The 17,352-nt window shown below is 65.4% G+C and carries 15 protein-coding genes; 9 read left to right on the forward strand and 6 right to left on the reverse strand.

Going from position 1 to position 17,352, the window contains the following annotated elements; genetic code table 11:
• Window positions 1–229: 229 nt before the first annotated feature.
• On the reverse strand, window positions 230–493 hold the full coding sequence (locus tag B2790_RS07280) for a DUF3077 domain-containing protein (protein WP_025337923.1): 264 nt from the start codon (window positions 491–493) through the stop codon (window positions 230–232).
• 548 nt (window positions 494–1,041) lie between these two features.
• Here B2790_RS07280 and B2790_RS07285 point away from each other — a divergent pair.
• Window positions 1,042–2,148: an NADH:flavin oxidoreductase/NADH oxidase gene (locus tag B2790_RS07285; protein WP_286918541.1), complete on the forward strand. Its 1,107-nt coding sequence runs from the start codon at window positions 1,042–1,044 to the stop codon at window positions 2,146–2,148.
• 126 nt (window positions 2,149–2,274) lie between these two features.
• On the opposite strand, the gene B2790_RS07290 is transcribed toward B2790_RS07285, so the two are convergent.
• The 5 genes from B2790_RS07290 to ydcS form a co-directional block, all read right to left on the reverse strand.
• Window positions 2,275–3,699: a gamma-aminobutyraldehyde dehydrogenase gene (locus tag B2790_RS07290; protein ID WP_286918542.1), complete on the reverse strand. Its 1,425-nt coding sequence runs from the start codon at window positions 3,697–3,699 to the stop codon at window positions 2,275–2,277.
• 17 nt (window positions 3,700–3,716) lie between these two features.
• Complete coding sequence (locus B2790_RS07295; RefSeq protein WP_025337926.1) at window positions 3,717–4,523, reverse strand: ABC transporter permease; 807 nt, start codon at window positions 4,521–4,523, stop codon at window positions 3,717–3,719.
• The gene (locus B2790_RS07300) at window positions 4,513–5,424 is read right to left on the reverse strand and encodes an ABC transporter permease (RefSeq protein WP_274079222.1); all 912 of its coding nucleotides are present in this window, start codon (window positions 5,422–5,424) and stop codon (window positions 4,513–4,515) included. The genes B2790_RS07295 and B2790_RS07300 overlap by 11 nt, the downstream gene beginning before the upstream one ends.
• A gap of 1 nt (window position 5,425) precedes the next feature.
• Entirely contained in the window at window positions 5,426–6,457 is a 1,032-nt protein-coding gene (locus B2790_RS07305; protein WP_274079223.1) for an ABC transporter ATP-binding protein, read from the reverse strand.
• 150 nt (window positions 6,458–6,607) lie between these two features.
• Window positions 6,608–7,759 carry a putative ABC transporter substrate-binding protein YdcS gene (gene ydcS / locus B2790_RS07310; protein ID WP_075043954.1) on the reverse strand — a complete coding sequence of 384 codons (1,152 nt, stop codon included), beginning with the start codon at window positions 7,757–7,759 and terminating at the stop codon, window positions 6,608–6,610.
• 216 nt (window positions 7,760–7,975) lie between these two features.
• Between ydcS and B2790_RS07315 the strand changes: the two genes are divergently transcribed.
• The 8 genes from B2790_RS07315 (at window position 7,976) to wspR (ending at window position 17,326) form a co-directional block, all read left to right on the forward strand.
• The gene (locus B2790_RS07315) at window positions 7,976–8,668 is read left to right on the forward strand and encodes a tellurite resistance TerB family protein (protein ID WP_286918543.1); all 693 of its coding nucleotides are present in this window, start codon (window positions 7,976–7,978) and stop codon (window positions 8,666–8,668) included.
• 224 nt (window positions 8,669–8,892) lie between these two features.
• On the forward strand, window positions 8,893–10,515 hold the full coding sequence (locus B2790_RS07320; protein WP_274079225.1) for a methyl-accepting chemotaxis protein: 1,623 nt from the start codon (window positions 8,893–8,895) through the stop codon (window positions 10,513–10,515).
• A 5-nt stretch (window positions 10,516–10,520) separates the two neighbouring features.
• Window positions 10,521–11,027, forward strand: coding sequence for a chemotaxis protein CheW (locus B2790_RS07325; protein WP_286918544.1), 507 nt, complete (start codon window positions 10,521–10,523; stop codon window positions 11,025–11,027).
• Window positions 11,024–12,301 (forward strand): CheR family methyltransferase, encoded by a 1,278-nt coding sequence (locus tag B2790_RS07330; RefSeq protein WP_286918545.1) that lies wholly within the window; start codon window positions 11,024–11,026, stop codon window positions 12,299–12,301. Before B2790_RS07325 ends, B2790_RS07330 begins: the two co-directional genes overlap by 4 nt.
• The gene (locus tag B2790_RS07335) at window positions 12,298–12,960 is read left to right on the forward strand and encodes a chemotaxis protein CheW (protein WP_137163114.1); all 663 of its coding nucleotides are present in this window, start codon (window positions 12,298–12,300) and stop codon (window positions 12,958–12,960) included. The genes B2790_RS07330 and B2790_RS07335 overlap by 4 nt, the downstream gene beginning before the upstream one ends.
• Entirely contained in the window at window positions 12,957–15,260 is a 2,304-nt protein-coding gene (locus B2790_RS07340) for a hybrid sensor histidine kinase/response regulator (protein WP_286918546.1), read from the forward strand. The genes B2790_RS07335 and B2790_RS07340 overlap by 4 nt, the downstream gene beginning before the upstream one ends.
• On the forward strand, window positions 15,257–16,270 hold the full coding sequence (gene wspF / locus B2790_RS07345; RefSeq protein ID WP_286918547.1) for a Wsp signal transduction system protein-glutamate methylesterase WspF: 1,014 nt from the start codon (window positions 15,257–15,259) through the stop codon (window positions 16,268–16,270). Before B2790_RS07340 ends, wspF begins: the two co-directional genes overlap by 4 nt.
• Window positions 16,271–16,321: 51 nt before the next feature.
• Complete coding sequence (wspR, locus tag B2790_RS07350; protein ID WP_085618259.1) at window positions 16,322–17,326, forward strand: Wsp signal transduction system regulator diguanylate cyclase WspR; 1,005 nt, start codon at window positions 16,322–16,324, stop codon at window positions 17,324–17,326.
• The last annotated feature ends 26 nt before the right edge of the window (window positions 17,327–17,352 follow it).

Raw genomic sequence — 17,352 nt, forward strand, 5'->3', positions numbered from 1 at the left:
CGAAGCCGGTGCCATCCACCGAGTCGCTGCTTCGCGGGCATGCCCGCTCCCACAGGGCCTGCACCGGGCTCAAGGCTCGCGCTGTACCTGTGGGAGCGGGTTCACCCGCGAACACCGGCGAAGCCGGTGCCATCCACCGCGTCGCCTGCTTCGCGGGCACGCCCGCTCCCACAATGCTCTGCGGCGGGCTGCGAATGTGCTCTAGGTACGATCGATGATCACACCAAACTCAGCGCGCCATACCTAACTCGGCATCATCCATCAGTGCCTTGGCCATTGCACTGAGATAGTGCGCAGCCCAGATCATCATGGGTTTCTCATCCATCAGCCCGACGATGGTCAACTCCCGCACATAGCCCATCAATTCCGAAGCCTGATCGCGGGCGTCTCGGCACGGAATGCCCGCTTCGATGCGAAATAATGGGTGGGTCTGGTTTTCACCCTGAAAGAAAGTGGTCTTGCCGACGGTGAACTGGGTGTCTTCTGTAGTCATTTTTCTAGCAATTCCTTGAAGGTTAAAGGAGTTGCCACCGCCGTTTCCACACGAAGGGCGGCAACTGTATGCAGGGTGGAAAACCGGCCTTCAAGGAACCCGGTAGGCCAAACGGCCTCCCGCACACAGCTGCCATTACGACAGGAACTTGAAGGTTGACCGGGTTTCCACACCCGCATCGCTGGGTTTCAGCGACCTGAAAAGACTAAGTAGCAGTGTTTCCAGGAACAATCAGACGCCTGTCGACAGAACATGTAGGGTATTTCCTCAGGTCAGGTATCACCAGATCCGACTCGTAGGGGATATCTGAAATGCCTGTCGGAGGGCTTGCCGGTAGCGGAGCTCAGGGCTCCCAGGTAACTGCCTTGAGAGCGATCTCATAGGCGACATCACCCTCGATCCAAACCCCTCGCATCCCACCTGAAATCCCATGGAACCTCCCCCCCAACCATTCTGGTCTAGTCTGAAGTTATGACCGGACCTGGGCCAGGGACGTGCAATTGAGTGTCCGGGCCGGATCACCATTGGAGTCCTTGGGAGGTGCCCTCATGAGCCTGCTGCTCGAGCCTTACACCCTGCGTCAGCTGACCCTGCCCAACCGCATCGCCGTTTCGCCGATGTGCCAGTATTCCGCCGTCGATGGTCTGGCCAACGATTGGCACCTCGTCCATTTAGGCAGCCGCGCCGTGGGTGGTGCTGGCCTGGTAATCACTGAAGCCGTGGCGGTGACCGCCGATGGCCGCATCACCGCTGAAGACCTCGGCCTGTGGGACGACGCTCAGATCGCCCCGCTGCAACGCATCACCCGTTTCATCACCGCCCAGGGGGGCGTGCCCGGTATCCAGCTGGCTCACGCCGGGCGCAAGGCCAGCACCTATCGCCCGTGGCTGGGCAAGCAAGGCAGCGTCAAGCTCGAAGAGGGCGGCTGGCAGCCGGTAGGGCCGTCGAAGATCGCCTTCGACCCGCAGCACACCGCGCCGCGTGAATTGAACCAAGATGAAATCCAGCAGGTGATCGCCGCCTTCGTCGCCTCGACCGAGCGCGCCCTGAAGGCCGGTTTCAAGGTGGTCGAAATCCACGCCGCCCATGGCTACCTGTTGCACCAGTTCCTGTCGCCGCTGAGCAACCAGCGTCGCGACGAGTACGGCAGTTGCTTCGAAAACCGCATCCGCCTGACCCTGCAGGTGGTCGAGGCCGTGCGCAAGGTCTGGCCTGCCGAGTTACCGCTGTTCGTGCGGGTATCGGCGACCGACTGGGTCGAGGACGGCTGGAACCCGGATGAAACCGTCGAACTGGCCCGCCGCCTGCGTGGCTTGGGCGTCGACCTGATCGACGTGTCCTCCGGCGGCACCTCGGTCAACGCCGAAATCCCCACCGGCCCGGGCTACCAGACGCGCTTCGCCGAGCGTGTGCGCAAGGAATCGGAAATCGCCACCGGCACCGTGGGCATGATCACCGAACCGGCCCAGGCCGAGCACATTCTGCGCACCGGCCAGGCCGACATCATCTTCCTCGCCCGCGAACTGCTGCGCGACCCGTACTGGCCGCTGCATGCCGACGACGACCTGGGCGGCAACAAAGCTACCTGGCCGGCGCAATACCAGCGCGCCACCAGCCGGGCCAACCCGATTCACGAGTCGGACCTGCGGGACTAGGTTTTACCTGCACTGGCCTCTTCGCGGGCTTGCCCGCTCCCACAGGTACATCACAAACCTCAAGGGCTGTGATGTACCTGTGGGAGCGGGCAAGCCCGCGAAGAGGCCAGTAGATTCAACCTTGGACTAGTGCTTGATCATCACATGCCGCACACAGGTGTAGTCCTCCAGTCCATACATCGACATGTCCTTGCCATACCCCGAATGCTTCTGCCCGCCATGGGGCATTTCGCTGACCAGCATGAAGTGGGTGTTCACCCACGTGCAGCCATACTGCAGGCGCGCCGCCAGGCGGTGGGCGCGGCCGGTGTCGCGGGTCCATACCGATGAGGCCAGGCCGTAGTTGGAGTCGTTGGCCCATTCCAGTGCCTGCGCTTCGTCGTTGAAGCGGGTCACCGACACTACCGGGCCGAACACTTCGTTGCACACGATTTCGTCATCCTGCAGGGCATCGGCCAGCACGGTCGGTTCGAAGAAGAAACCGTCGCCATCAATCGCCTTGCCACCGGTCACCAGGCGAATGTGCGGCTGGGCGATGGCCCGTTGCACCAGCCCTGCGACCTTGTCGCGGTGCTGGGCACTGATTAGTGGCCCCAGTTCGGTGTCCTCGGCTTCCTGCAGGCCTGGCTTTAGGCTGGCCACTGCGGCCCCCAGGCGTTCGACGAAACGCTCGTAGATGCCATCCTGCACGTACAGCCGACAGGCGGCGGTGCAGTCCTGGCCGGCGTTGTAGAAGCCGAAGGTACGGATGCCGTCGATGGCAGCATCGATGTCGGCATCGTCGAACACCAGCACTGGGGCCTTGCCGCCCAGTTCCATGTGCATGCGTTTCACGCTGTCGGCGGTGGCGCTGATGATGTGAGCGCCGGTGGGGATCGAGCCGGTCAGCGACACCATGCGCACCTTGGGGTGGTTGACCAGCGGGTTGCCGACCGTCTGGCCACGGCCGAAGAGGATGTTCAGCACCCCCGGTGGCAGCAGGTCCTGGGCCAGTTCGCCGAGGCGCAGGGCGGTCAGCGGGGTCAGCTCGGAGGGCTTGATCACCACCGTGTTGCCGGCAGCCAGGGCCGGGGCGATCTTCCACGCCAGCATCATCAACGGGTAGTTCCACGGTGCGATCGAGGCCACCACGCCCAGCGGGTCGCGGCGGATCATCGAAGTATGCCCCGGCAGGTACTCGCCGGCTGCCGAGCCGCCCAGGCAGCGCGCCGCACCGGCGAAGTAGCGGAACACGTCGGCAATTGCCGGGATCTCGTCATTCAGCGCGGCGCTCAGCGGCTTGCCGCAGTTCTGCGATTCCAGTCGGGCCAGTTCATCGCCATGGCCTTCGATAGCGTCGGCCAGCGCCAGCAAGGCTTGCGAGCGTTCCTTGGGGGTGGTTTGCGACCAGCTGTCGAAGGCCTGGTCGGCGGCGCGCACGGCGCTGTCCACCTGGGCCTCGCTGGCTTCGTTGATCTGCGCCAGGGCACTGCCCAGCGCCGGGTTGAGCACGGTCCAGGCCGGGCCTTCGCCAGCGACCAGCTGGCCATTGATCAGCATCTGCGTTTGCATCGGGGACTCCTCCAGGGTCATTTGCCACTGCCCGCGACGCTTTCACCGCCACGGGTCAGGTAATAGGCGCCAAGGATCGGCAGCATGGTCACCAGCATCACCAGCATGGCGACCACGTTGGTCACCGGCACGTCGCGCGGGCGGCTGAGCTGGTTGAGCAGCCAGATCGGCAGGGTGCGTTCGTGGCCGGCAGTGAAGGTGGTGACGATGATTTCGTCGAACGAAAGGGCAAAGGCCAGCATGCCACCGGCCAGCAGCGCCGAGCCGAGGTTGGGCAGGATGATGTAGCGGAAGGTCTGCCAGCCATCGGCGCCCAGGTCCATCGAGGCTTCGATCAGGCTCTGCGAAGTACGCCGCAGGCGAGCGATCACGTTGTTGTAGACGATCACCACGCAGAACGTGGCATGGCCGACCACGATGGTGAAAACCCCGGGCTCGATCCCCAGGGTCTTGAACGCCGAGAGCAGGGCGATACCGGTGATGATGCCGGGCAGGGCGATGGGCAGGATCAGCATCAGCGAAATGCTCTCCTTGCCGAAAAAGCTGCGCCGGTACAGCGCCGCCGAGGCCAGCGTGCCGAGCACCAGGGCGATCAGCGTGGCCAGGCAGGCCACTTGCAGTGACAGCTTGATCGCTTCCAGCACATCGGGCCGGGCGAAGGCCACGGCGAACCACTTCAGGGTAAAGCCCTTGGGCGGGAAGCTGAACGCCGCGTCTTCGGTGTTGAAGGCATACAGGAAGATGATCAGGATCGGGAAGTGCAGGAACAGCAAGCCGCCCCAGGCCGCCAGGCGCAGCCCGGTCGAGGCTTTTTCAGAGTGCATCGAAGGCCCCCAGTCGCTTGACGATGGACAGGTACACCGCGATCAGCACGATCGGCACTAGGGTGAACGCGGCGGCCATCGGCATGTTGCCGATCGCCCCTTGCTGGGCATAGACCATGCTGCCGATGAAGTAGCCGGGTGGGCCGATCAGCTGCGGCACGATGAAGTCGCCCAGGGTCAGCGAGAAGGTGAAGATCGAGCCGGCGGCAATGCCCGGGATCGACAGCGGCAGTATCACCTGCACGAAGGTTTGCCCGGGCCGGGCGCCGAGGTCTGCCGAGGCTTGCAGCAGCGATGGCGGCAAGCGTTCCAGCGAGGCCTGGATCGGCAGGATCATGAACGGCAGCCAGATGTACACGAACACCATGAAGCGCCCCAGGTGCGAAGTCGACAGCGTGCTGCCGCCCACGCCCGGCACCGCCAGCACCGTTTGCAGCAGGGTATCCAGGTGCAGTTGCTGGACGAACCATTGGGCCACGCCACCCTTGGCCAGCAGCAGGGTCCAGGCGTAGGTCTTGACGATGTAGCTGGCCCACATCGGCATCATCACCGCGATATAGAAAAACGCCTTGGTCTTGCCGCTGGTGTAGCGCGCCATGTAGTACGCGATGGGGAAGGCAAGTACCGCACTGGCCAGCGACACCGCCAGCGCCATGCCCAAGGTGCGCAAGATGATGTCGAAGTTCGACGGGTTGAACAGCGCGGCGAAGTTGCCCAGGGTCAGGTCCGGGGTCACCGCCATGGTGAAGTCGTCGAAGGTATAGAAGCCCTGCCACAGCAGGTTCAGCAGCGAACCCAGGTAGATCGCGCCGAACCAGGTCAGCGGTGGGATCAGCAGCAGGGCCAGGTAGAGGTTGGGGCGCCGGTAAAGCAGGTTGGACAGGCCGCGCAGTGTGCTCATGTCAGCGGCCCTCGGTTTCCTGCAGCACCGTCATGGCTTCGCGGGGCCAGTGCGCCTGTATCCGTTGCCCGGGTTGCCAGGCCTGTGCTTGCGCCTGCCAGCGGTCGTTGGCCTGGCTCACCGCCAGCAGCTGGCCGCTGTCCAGTTGCAGCTCGTAGCGGGTGGCACTGCCCTGGTACTGGATATCGCGCAGCTGGCCGCTGACCTGGACGTGCTGGCCGGCTGTGGCCGGGTCGCCGAGGCGGATGTGTTCGGGGCGGATGGAGAAGGGCGCCGGGCTGCCATTGAGGGCCATGGCCAGTTCGCCACGCACCACATTGGAGGTGCCGACGAATTCGGCGACGAAGGTGGTGGCAGGCTGCATGTACAGGTTGCGCGGGGTGTCGACCTGCTCGATACGGCCGCGGTTGAACACTGCGACGCGATCGGACATCGACAGCGCCTCGGTCTGGTCGTGGGTGACGAAGATGAAGGTGATGCCCAGCTGGCGCTGCAGCTTTTTCAGCTCGCCCTGCATCTGTTCGCGCAACTTAAGGTCCAGCGCGCCAAGCGGCTCGTCCAGCAGCAGTACCCGTGGCCGGTTGACCAGCGCGCGGGCCAGCGCCACGCGCTGGCGCTGGCCACCGGACAACTGCGCTGGCTTGCGTGCGCCGTAGCCAGCCAGGGCCACCATCGCCAGGGCTTCTTCGGCGCGGCTGTGGCGTTCGGCCTTGGCCACGCCTTTTACCTTCAGGCCGTAGGCGATGTTGTCCAGTACGTTCATGTGCGGGAACAGGGCGTAGTCCTGGAATACGGTGTTGACGTCGCGCTGGTAGGGCGGTACGCCCGCAGCCTCGACACCGTGGATGCGGATCGAACCGCTGGTGGGTTGCTCGAAGCCTGCGATCAGGCGCAGGCAGGTGGTCTTGCCCGAGCCAGAGGGGCCGAGCATGGAGAAGAATTCGCCATCGATGATGTCGATGCTGACCTGGTCGACGGCCTTGACCTCGCCGAAGGTGCGGGAAACCTGGGTGAACTGGACGGCTAAGGGCATGCATAGGCTCCGGACAACTGGCTTACTCCTGTGCTGGCCTCTTCGCGGGCATGCCCGCTCCCACAGGTAAAGCACCACCCTTACAGGTGGTGATGAACCTGTGGGAGCGGGTTCACCCGCGAAGAGGCCGGCACAGGCATTCAGGTAACCTCAGCGCCCGCCCATGATCGCAATGTAATCCTGGGTCCAGCGGCTATACGGCACGAACTTGCCGCCCTGGGCCTGCGGGGTTTTCCAGAAGGCGATCTTGTCGAAGTTGTCGAAACCGTTGGTCTTGCAGCCCTCGGCCCCCAGCAGCTCGCTGCCGGTGCAGGCCGCCGGCACCGCCGGCAACGAACCGAACCAGGCCGCCACATCACCCTGTACTTTCGGCTGAAGCGACCAGTCCATCCATTTGTAGGCACAGTTGGGGTGCTTGGCCTCGCTGTGCAGCATGGTGGTGTCGGCCCAGCCGGTCGCGCCCTCCTTGGGAATGGTCGAGGCCACGGGCTGCTTCTCGGCCTTGAGGCCATTGACCATGTAGCCCCAGGAGCTGGAGGCAACCACGCCTTCGTTCTTCACGTCGCTCATCTGCACCGTGGCGTCATGCCAGTAGCGGTGGATCAGCGGTTGCTGCTGGCGCAGCAGCTCCAGCACGGCCTTGTACTGCGCTTCGCTCAGCTCGTACGGGTCCTGGATGCCCAGCTCCGGCTTGGCCGCCTTCAGGTACAACGCCGCATCGGCGATGTAGATCGGCCCATCGTAGGCCTGCACGCGGCCCTTGTTCGGCTTGCCGTCGGGAAGGTTCTGCGGCTCGAACAGCACGCCCCAGCTGGTGGGCGCCTGCTTGAACACGTCGGTGTTGTACAGCAGCACGTTCGGCCCCCATTGGTAAGGGGTGCCGTAGACCTGCTTGTCGACCACGTACCAGCCACCGTTCTGCAGCCGTGGGTCGATGTTCTTCCAGTTGGGGATCAAGGCGGTGTTGATCGGCTGTACCCGCTTGCCCGCGATCAGCCGCAGCGAGGCATCGCCCGAGGCGGTGACCAGGTCGTAGCCGCCCTTGGTCATCAGGCTGACCATCTCGTCCGAGGTGGCGGCGGTCTTGACGCTGACCTTGCAGCCGGTTTCCTTCTCGAAGCCGGTCACCCAGTCGTAGGCCTTGTCGCTTTCACCGCGCTCGATGTAGCCGGGCCAGGCGACGATGTCCAGGCGGCCCTCGCCGGGCCCCAGGGCCTTGGGCGGTTCGGCAGCCTGCAGGCTGGCGCTGGCCAGCACGGCGCAGGCGGTTGCGCCGAGCAATGCGGTCTTGTGCACTGACATGGTGTTCCCTCTTCTTGGAGATTTTGGTCGGGGCAGTCATCAAGCAAGCCGTGAAGCGATCGTCATGAGCGTGGTGCGGTTAGCGCGGTATTGGCGATATCGAGTCTAGTTGGCTTTTTGCCAGCCAATGCAACATCCGGAAGCAAATCCCCCCATGGCGATCGGGCGGGCAGGGCTTAACCTGACGGCTCCCTTGGCCAACGTGGAGACCGTTTGATGAATACCCGGGGATTGCTCGACCAGTTGCTCAAGTCCGGCCAGGACTTGCTCGCCAGCCAGGCCGGCAAGGGCAGCGCTGGCAAGCCAGGCACCAGTGCCGGCGGCCTTGGCAGCCTGCTTTCCGGTGCCGGTGGCGGCGCCCTGGCGGCGGGCGCCATGGGTTTGCTGCTGGGCAACAAGAAGGCCCGCAAATATGGCGGCAAGGCCCTCACCTATGGCGGCCTGGCCGCGCTCGGTGTGCTGGCCTACAAGGCCTACGGCAACTGGCAGGCGCGCCAGCAGGTGGCCGCCACCGAGCCACAGACCGTCGACCGCCTGCCGCCGGCCCAGGCCGAGCTGCACAGCCAGGCGGTACTGCGGGCGCTGGTGGCGGCGGCCAAGTCCGATGGCCATATCGACGAACGCGAGCGTGCGCTGATCGAGGGTGAATTCACCCGCCTGGACAACGACCGCGAGTTGCAGCACTGGCTGCATGCCGAGCTGAACAAGCCGCTGGACCCGGCCGAAGTGGCCCGTGCCGCGCAAACGCCGGAAATGGCCGCCGAGATGTACCTGGCCAGCGTGATGATGGTCGACCAGGAAAACTTCATGGAGCGCGCCTACCTGGACGAACTGGCCCGCCAGCTGCGCCTGGACCCGGCCCTGCGTCAGGAACTGGAAAGCCAGGCAAGGCTTGCCGCCGGCCAGTGATGGGGGCTGCGTTGCAGCCGATCGCCGGCAAGCCGGCTCCCACAGGGATCGCACATGGCTTGCCGGCGATGGGCCGCGCAGCGGCCCCAATGGCGTTGGGCACAAATGACCGGTCTGTCGGCAAGGTTACCTGGTCACCCCACATTTCAGCCGCATGAGCGCTGGGCGCCTGGGCTATACTTCGGCGATTTTTCCCGCTCGTTGTGAATTCCTGAGGGCTGAATGTGAAGAACTGGACCTTGCGCCAACGGATCCTGGCAAGTTTCGCCGTGATCATCGCCATCATGCTGCTGATGATCGTGGCCGCCTACTCGCGGTTGGTGACCATCGCATCTGCCGAGCAGGCAGTGGGGACCGACAGCATTCCCGGCCTCTACTACAGCTCGATGATCCGCAGTGCCTGGGTCGACAGTTACGTCACCAGCCAGCAGCTGGTGGGGCTGTCCAATCACCGCGAATTCACCTCGGCCGACGCGGAGCTGTTCAAGAGCTTCCAGGACCGCCTGAAAGAGCACATGGCCAGCTACCAGGGCACCATTCAGGATGATGACGACCAGGCGCGCTTCGACGCCTTCATCCAGATGGAAGTTGCCTACCTCAAGATCGTCGACCAGGTGCTGGAAGCCTATCGACAGCGCAACTATGCGGAAGCCCAGCGGTTGATCACCGATGTGCTCACCCCAGCCTGGCTCGAAGGCCGCAAGCACCTGAACGAAGTGATCGAGCACAACCGCGCCTCCGCCGACACCGACACCAACGAGATCGTCGGCGCCGTAAGCACGGCCAAAGGCAGCATGATAGTTTCGCTGCTGCTGGCGATCATCGCCGCCGGTATCTGCGGCCTGTTGCTGATGCGCGCCATCACCGCGCCCATGCAGCGCATTGTCCATGCCCTCGACAAACTGCGCTCGGGCGACCTGAGCATGCGCCTGAGCCTGGACCGCAAGGACGAATTCGGCGCCATCGAAAGCGGCTTCAACGAAATGGCCGAGGCCCTGGCCAACCTGGTGGCCCAGGCCCAGCGTTCGTCGGTGCAGGTGACCACCTCGGTGACCGAAATCGCCGCAACCTCCAAGCAACAGCAGGCCACCGCCACCGAAACGGCCGCCACCACCACCGAAATCGGCGCCACCTCGCGGGAAATCGCCGCCACTTCTCGTGACCTGGTGCGCACCATGACCGAGGTCACCTCGGCCGCCGACCAGGCCTCCAGCCTGGCCGGTTCCGGTCAGCAGGGCCTGGCACGCATGGAAGAAACCATGCACCAGGTGATGGGCGCCGCCGACCTGGTCAACGCCAAGCTGGGCATCCTCAACGAAAAGGCCAGCAACATCACCCAGATGGTGGTGACCATCGTCAAGGTCGCCGACCAGACCAACCTGCTGTCGCTCAACGCTGCCATCGAAGCGGAAAAGGCCGGCGAGTACGGCCGCGGCTTTGCCGTGGTAGCCACCGAAGTGCGCCGCCTGGCCGACCAGACCGCCGTGGCCACCTACGATATCGAGCAGATGGTGCGCGAGATCCAGTCGGCGGTGTCGGCCGGGGTCATGGGCATGGACAAGTTTTCCGAAGAAGTGCGCCGCGGCATGTTCGAAGTGCAGCAGGTGGGCGAACAGCTCAGCCAGATCATCCACCAGGTGCAGGCCTTGGCCCCACGCGTGCTGATGGTCAACGAAGGCATGCAGGCCCAGGCCACCGGTGCCGAGCAGATCAATCAGGCGCTGGCCCAGCTCAGCGATGCCAGCACCCAGACGGTCGAATCGCTGCGCCAGGCCAGTTTCGCCATCGATGAGCTGAGCCAGGTGGCCGCTGGCCTGCGTGGCGGCGTGTCGCGCTTCAAAGTCTGACTGCGATGAACGACTTGCAACCGCGCGCCGCGCGGGCGGTCAACGCCAAGGGGGCGTTGTACCTGCAGTTTCGCATCCGGGAGCAACGCTTTGCCCTGAGCGTGCACGAGGTGATCGAGGTGCTGCCGCGCCAGCCGCTCAAGCCGATCGCCAAGGCGCCTGCCTGGGTCGCAGGCATCCTTGCACACCGGGGCCTGCTGGTACCGGTGGTCGACCTGGCGGCATTGAGCTTCGGCCAGCCGGCGGCGCAGCGCACCAGTACCCGCCTGGTGCTGGTGCACTACCGAGGTGGCCTGCAGCTTGGCCTGATCCTGGAGCAGGCCACCGAAACCCTGCGTTGCCACCCCGACGAGTTCCAGCCGTATGGCGTGGACAGCGCTGAGGCCCCGTACCTGGGTCCGGTGCGTCAGGATGAGCAGGGCTTGTTGCAGCGCATCGAAGTCAACGACCTGCTGCCCGATGCCGTGCACGAGTTGCTGTACGCGGATGATCCGACAGGGATGCCGACATGAACGAACAGCATTTCTTCCGCTTCCTGCGCGAACGCATCGGCCTGGACGTGGAGTCGGTGGGCGCGCCCATGGTCGAGCGTGCGCTGCGCCAGCGCTGCGTGGCCGTGAACGCTGCGGACCTGGATGATTACTGGCTGCACCTGCAGCAGTCGATGGATGAGCAACAGGCGCTGATCGAAGCGGTCATCGTCCCGGAAACCTGGTTCTTCCGTTACCCCGAGTCCTTCACCGCCTTGGCCAGCCTGGCGCACAAGCGCCTGGCCGAGCTGGCCGGGGCGCGCCCGCTGCGCCTGCTCAGCCTGCCTTGCTCGACAGGCGAGGAACCCTATTCGTTGGCCATGGCCTTGCTCGATGCCGGTATCGCGCCGGGGGCGTTCATGATCGACGGCATGGACATCAGCCCCAGTTCCGTGGCCAAGGCCGGGCAGGCCGTGTACGGGCGCAATGCCTTCCGTGGCAGCGACCTGGGCTTTCGCGAGCGTTACTTCGATGCCCTCGAAGAAGGCCACCTCCTGCATGAGCGGGTGCGCGAGCAAGTCAGCCTGCAGGTGGGCAACGTGCTCGATCCGGCGCTGGCCAGCCGCGATGGCCTGTACGACTTCGTGTTCTGTCGCAACCTGCTGATCTATTTCGACGTGCCGACCCAACAACGGGTGTTCGAAGTGCTCAAGCGCTTGTTGCACCCACAGGGTGTGCTGTTCATCGGCCCGGCCGAAGGCAGCTTGCTGGCGCGATTGGGCATGCGCCCGCTGGGGATTGCCCAGTCGTTCGCCTACGTGCGCCAGGAGGGTGGCGGCGCTGCGCTGGCTACGCCCCCGGTCCAGCCCTTGCGGCGCACATCGCCAGCACCGGCCAAGCCAGGCTATCCGTTACCGAGCGCAGCGTCGTCACCGCGCCCACTGCGAGTGCTGCCCGTGGCTGCCAAGCCAGCGCCGGCGCGCGAGCACAAGCGCGAGGAGGCAAGCGAGTTGCTGGCCAGCATTGCCCGGCTTGCCAATGCCGGCGCCAGCGAGCAAGCCCGTGCCGAATGCCAGCGCTACCTGGGCCAGTTCGCGCCTTCGGCGCAGGTTTACTACTGGCTGGGGCTGCTCAGCGATACCGAAGGCGATGCGCAGCAGGCACTGACCCACTATCGCAAAGCCCTGTACCTGGAACCGCAGCACCCTGAGGCGCTGGTGCACCTGGCGGCCTTGCTGGCGGCCCAGGGCGACCTTGCCGGTGCCCGGCGCCTGCAGGAGCGCGCCGCACGGGTTGGCAGGGAGTCTGAACGATGAAGGAATCCGCGATGCAATTGCTCGCCGAGGATGACGCGCACATCGACGACTGCTGGAACCGCATTGGCGTGCACGGCGACAAGCAGTGCCCGCTGCTGGAACGTCACGTTCACTGCCGCAACTGCGAGGTATATGCCGCAGCGGCCACACGCCTGCTCGACCGCTACGCGCTGATGCAGGACCACCAGGCTGCCGCGGCGCCACCGGTCGAGGAAAACACCGGCCGCTCCATGCTGCTGTTCCGCCTGGGCGAAGAGTGGCTGGCGCTGGCCACCGCCTGCCTGGCCGAAATTGCCCCGCTGCAGGCGGTGCATTCGCTGCCGCACCAGCGCTCGCGGGTGTTGCAGGGGGTGGCCAACGTGCGCGGTGCGCTGGTGCCGTGCCTGTCACTGGCCGACCTGCTGGGTGTGCAGGCCAGCGCTGCCGAGCAACGTAGCGGCCGGGCGATGCCACGCATGCTGATCCTGGCTGCGGATGGCGGGCCGGTGGTGATGGCGGTCGAGGAAATCGACGGCATTCACCGGCTCGACCCGCTGTTGCTGGGCAGCGGCCAGGACGCCTCCCACTTCACCGCAGCGGTCCTGCAATGGCGTGGCCGCAGCGTGCGGGTGCTGGACGATCAACACTTACTGTCTGCCGTGCAGCGGAGCCTGTCATGACCCCAGAGCAAATGCGCGACGCATCGTTGCTCGAACTGTTCAGCCTGGAGGCCGAGGCGCAGACCCAGGTGCTCAGCGTCGGCCTGATGGCGCTGGAGCGTAATCCCACGCAGGCCGACCAGCTCGAGGCTTGCATGCGCGCGGCCCACTCGCTGAAGGGCGCGGCGCGGATTGTCGGGGTGGACGCTGGCGTCAGCGTCGCCCACGTCATGGAGGACTGCCTGGTGGCCGCTCAGGAGGGCCGCCTGCGGCTGAGTGCCGAGCATATCGATGCCCTGTTGCAAGGCACCGACCTGTTGATGCGCATCGCCACGCCTGGCGATGCCGGGGCGCAGGCGACCCTGCCGGTGTTCCTTGCGCAAATGGCCAACCTGCTCGACCCGGGGGCAGCAGCCGTGCCCCCCGCGCCACCAGCCGTGCCAGCGCTGCCGGAAGCGCCGGTGCAAACCGTGCAAGCCGAACCTTTGCCGCTGCCTGTCGAACCCTTGGAGCCTGAGCCCGAGCCCGAGCAGGCCCCACGTCGCAAGGCCGGCAAGCGCACCGGCGAAGGTACGGAGCGGGTGCTGCGGGTCACCGCCGACCGCCTCAACAGCCTGCTCGACCTGTCCAGCAAGTCGCTGGTGGAAACCCAGCGGCTCAAGCCTTACCTGGCCACCCTGCAGCGCCTCAAGCGCATGCACGGCCAGGGCATGCAGGCGCTTGATGGCCTGCGCATGCAACTGGAGGACAGTGGCCAGAGCAGCGAGGTGCTCGAAGCCCTGGCACAGACCCAGCGCCTGCTGGCGGAAACCCAGCAGATCCTGCAGCAGCAGGCTGCCGACCTGGACGAGTTCGGCTGGCAGGCCAGCCAGCGCGCACAACTGCTGTACGACACCGCGCTGGCCTGCCGGATGCGGCCGTTTGCCGATGTGCTGACCGGCCAGAGCCGCATGGTGCGCGACCTTGGCCGTTCGCTGGGCAAGCCGGTGCGGCTGCTGGTGGAAGGGGAAAAGACCCAGGTCGACCGCGATGTGCTGGAAAAGCTCGAAGCACCGCTGACCCACCTGTTGCGCAATGCGGTCGACCACGGCATCGAGCTGCCCGAGCGGCGCCTGCTGGCGGGCAAGGCGGAGGAGGGGGTGATCCGCCTGCGGGCCTCGCACCAGGCCGGAATGCTAAGCCTGGAACTGATCGACGACGGTGCCGGCATCGACCTCGAGCGCCTGCGCAGCAGCATTGTCGGGCGTGCCCTGTCGCCCGCCGACACAGTGGCGCGGATGAGCGAGGCAGAGTTGCTGACGTTCCTGTTCCTGCCCGGTTTCAGCCTGCGCGACAAGGTCACCGAGGTGTCCGGGCGCGGCGTGGGCCTGGATGCGGTGCAGCACATGATCCGTGAACTGCGCGGTTCTATCGAGCTGACCCAGCTGGCCGGGCAGGGCTGCCGTTTTCACCTGCAGGTGCCACTGACCCTGTCGGTGGTGCGCAGCCTGGTGGTCGAGGTGGGCGGCGAGGCCTATGCCTTCCCGCTCGCCCATATCGAACGCACGCTGGAAGTGAGCGCCGAAGAGATCGTGCAGATCGAGGGGCGCCAGCACTTCTGGCACGAAGGCCGGCACATCGGCCTGGTGGCGGCCAGCCAACTGCTCAACCGCCCGGCCGGGCAAACGCAGGAGAGCAGCCTGCGGGTAGTGGTGATCCGCGAGCGCGAGCAACTGTACGGCGTGGCCGTGGAGCGGCTGGTGGGCGAGCGGGTGCTGGTGGTGATGCCGCTCGACCCACGGCTGGGCAAGGTGCAGGACATTTCTTCCGGCGCCTTGCTCGACGATGGCTCGGTGGTGCTGATCGTCGATGTCGAGGACCTGCTGCGCTCTGTGGAGAAACTGCTCAGCACCGGCAGCCTGGAACGCATCGAACGCGGCAGCAGCGGCGCCCGTGGCGTGGCGCGCCAGCGCATCCTGGTGGTCGACGATTCGCTGACCGTGCGTGAACTGCAGCGCAAGCTGCTCGGCAACCGTGGCTACGACGTGGCCGTGGCGGTGGATGGCATGGACGGCTGGAATGCCTTGCGTGGCGAGGACTTCGACCTGCTGATCACCGACATCGACATGCCGCGCATGGACGGCATCGAGCTGGTAACCCTGGTGCGCCGCGACCAGCGCCTGCAATCGCTGCCGGTGATGGTGGTGTCCTACAAGGACCGTGAGGAAGACCGACGGCGTGGCCTGGATGCCGGCGCCGACTACTATTTGGCAAAGGCCAGTTTCCATGACGATGCGTTGCTGGATGCTGTGGTTGAGCTGATCGGAGGTGCTCAGGGATGAAGATCGCCATCGTCAACGACATGCCCATGGCCGTGGAGGCGCTGCGCCGGGCGGTCGCCCTGGAGCCGGCGCACGAGGTTGTATGGGTGGCCAGCAATGGCGCCGAGGCGGTGCAGCGCTGCACCGAGCAGCAGCCAGACCTGATCCTCATGGACCTGATCATGCCGGTCATGGATGGCGTCGAGGCTACCCGGCGGATCATGGCCGAAACCCCATGCGCCATCGTCATCGTCACGGTCGACCGCAAGCAGAACGTGCACCGGGTGTTCGAGGCCATGGGCTACGGCGCCCTCGACGTGGTAGACACGCCGGCGCTGGGCGCGGGCGATCCCCGTGAAGCGGCGGCGCCACTGCTGCGCAAAATCCTCAATATCGGCTGGCTGATCGGCCAGCAGCGTGCGCCCGCCGCCCGCCCGGTGGCCACGCCGCTGCGCGAGGCTTCCCAGCGCCGCGGCCTGGTGGCGATCGGCTCGTCGGCAGGTGGCCCGGCGGCGCTGGAAGTGTTGCTGCAGGGCCTGCCGGCGGCGTTTCCGGCGGCCATCGTGCTGGTCCAACATGTGGACCAGGTGTTTGCCGCGGGCATGGCCGAATGGCTCAGCAGCGCTGCCGGGCTGCCGGTGCGCCTGGCCCGTGAAGGCGAGCCGCCGCAGCCGGGGCAGGTGTTGCTGGCCGGCACCAATCACCACATCCGCCTGCTACAGAACGGCCAACTGGCCTACACTGCCGAACCTGTCAATGAAATTTACCGGCCCTCGATCGATGTGTTCTTCGAGAGTGTGGCGCGCTATTGGACCGGCGATGCGGTGGGTGTGTTGCTTACCGGCATGGGCCGCGATGGTGCCCAGGGCCTGAAGCTGATGCGCCAGCAGGGCTTCCTGACCATTGCCCAGGACCAGACCAGCAGTGCGGTGTACGGGATGCCCAAGGCCGCTGCGGCCATCGATGCCGCAGTGGAAATCCGCCCGCTGGAACGCATAGCCGGGCGCTTGATGGAATTTTTCGCAAAATGACGAAGTGTATTGAATCACGCCGCCAGGCCGGCAGTGATCGGGTGAACAGGTATGAATGATTTACCGATCGAAGGTTTCACGACCCCCAACGAGAACTCGGCGATGGTGCTGCTGGTCGACGACCAGGCCATGATCGGCGAGGCGGTGCGGCGTGGCCTGGCCCATGAAGAGAACATCGACTTCCACTTCTGCGCCGACCCGCACCAGGCGGTGGCCCAGGCCGTGCGCATCAAGCCCACGGTGATTCTGCAGGACCTGATCATGCCTGGCCTGGACGGGCTGACCCTGGTGCGTGAATACCGCAACAACCCGGCGACCCAGGATATCCCGATCATCGTCCTGTCGACCAAGGAAGACCCGCTGGTCAAGAGCGCGGCCTTTGCTGCCGGGGCCAACGATTACCTGGTCAAGCTGCCGGACACCATCGAGCTGGTGGCGCGCATCCGCTATCACTCGCGTTCCTACCTGACCCTGTTGCAGCGCGACGAGGCCTACCGCGCCCTGCGCGTCAGCCAGCAGCAACTGCTCGATACCAACCTGATGCTGCAGCGGCTGATGAACTCCGATGGCCTGACCGGGTTGTCCAACCGCCGCCACTTCGACGAGTACCTGGAACTGGAGTGGCGCCGGGCCATGCGTGAGCAGCAGCAGTTATCGCTGCTGATGATCGACGTGGACTACTTCAAGGCCTATAACGACAGCTTTGGCCACCTGGCCGGTGACGAGGCCTTGCGCCAGGTGGCCGAGGCGATCCGCGGCTCGTGCTCGCGGCCGACCGACCTGCCGGCGCGCTATGGTGGCGAGGAATTCGTCCTGGTATTGCCCAACACCACGCCGGGCGGGGCACGCCTGGTGGCCGAGAAGCTGCGCCAGACCGTGCTCGGCCTGGGCATCCCGCACACCGCGCCGGTGCCCGACTCGTATCTGACCGTGAGCATTGGCCTGGCCACCCAGACTCCGTCCATCGGCAGCCATAGCCGGCAACTGATCTCGGCTGCGGACAAAGGCCTGTACCAGGCCAAGAATGGCGGGCGCAACCAGGTTGGCATCGCCTGACAGGGCCTCATCGCCGGCAAGCCAGC

This window comes from Pseudomonas sp. UBA6753 (assembly GCF_002453565.1).
GTDB classification, from domain to species: Bacteria; Pseudomonadota; Gammaproteobacteria; order Pseudomonadales; family Pseudomonadaceae; genus Aquipseudomonas; species Aquipseudomonas putida_Z.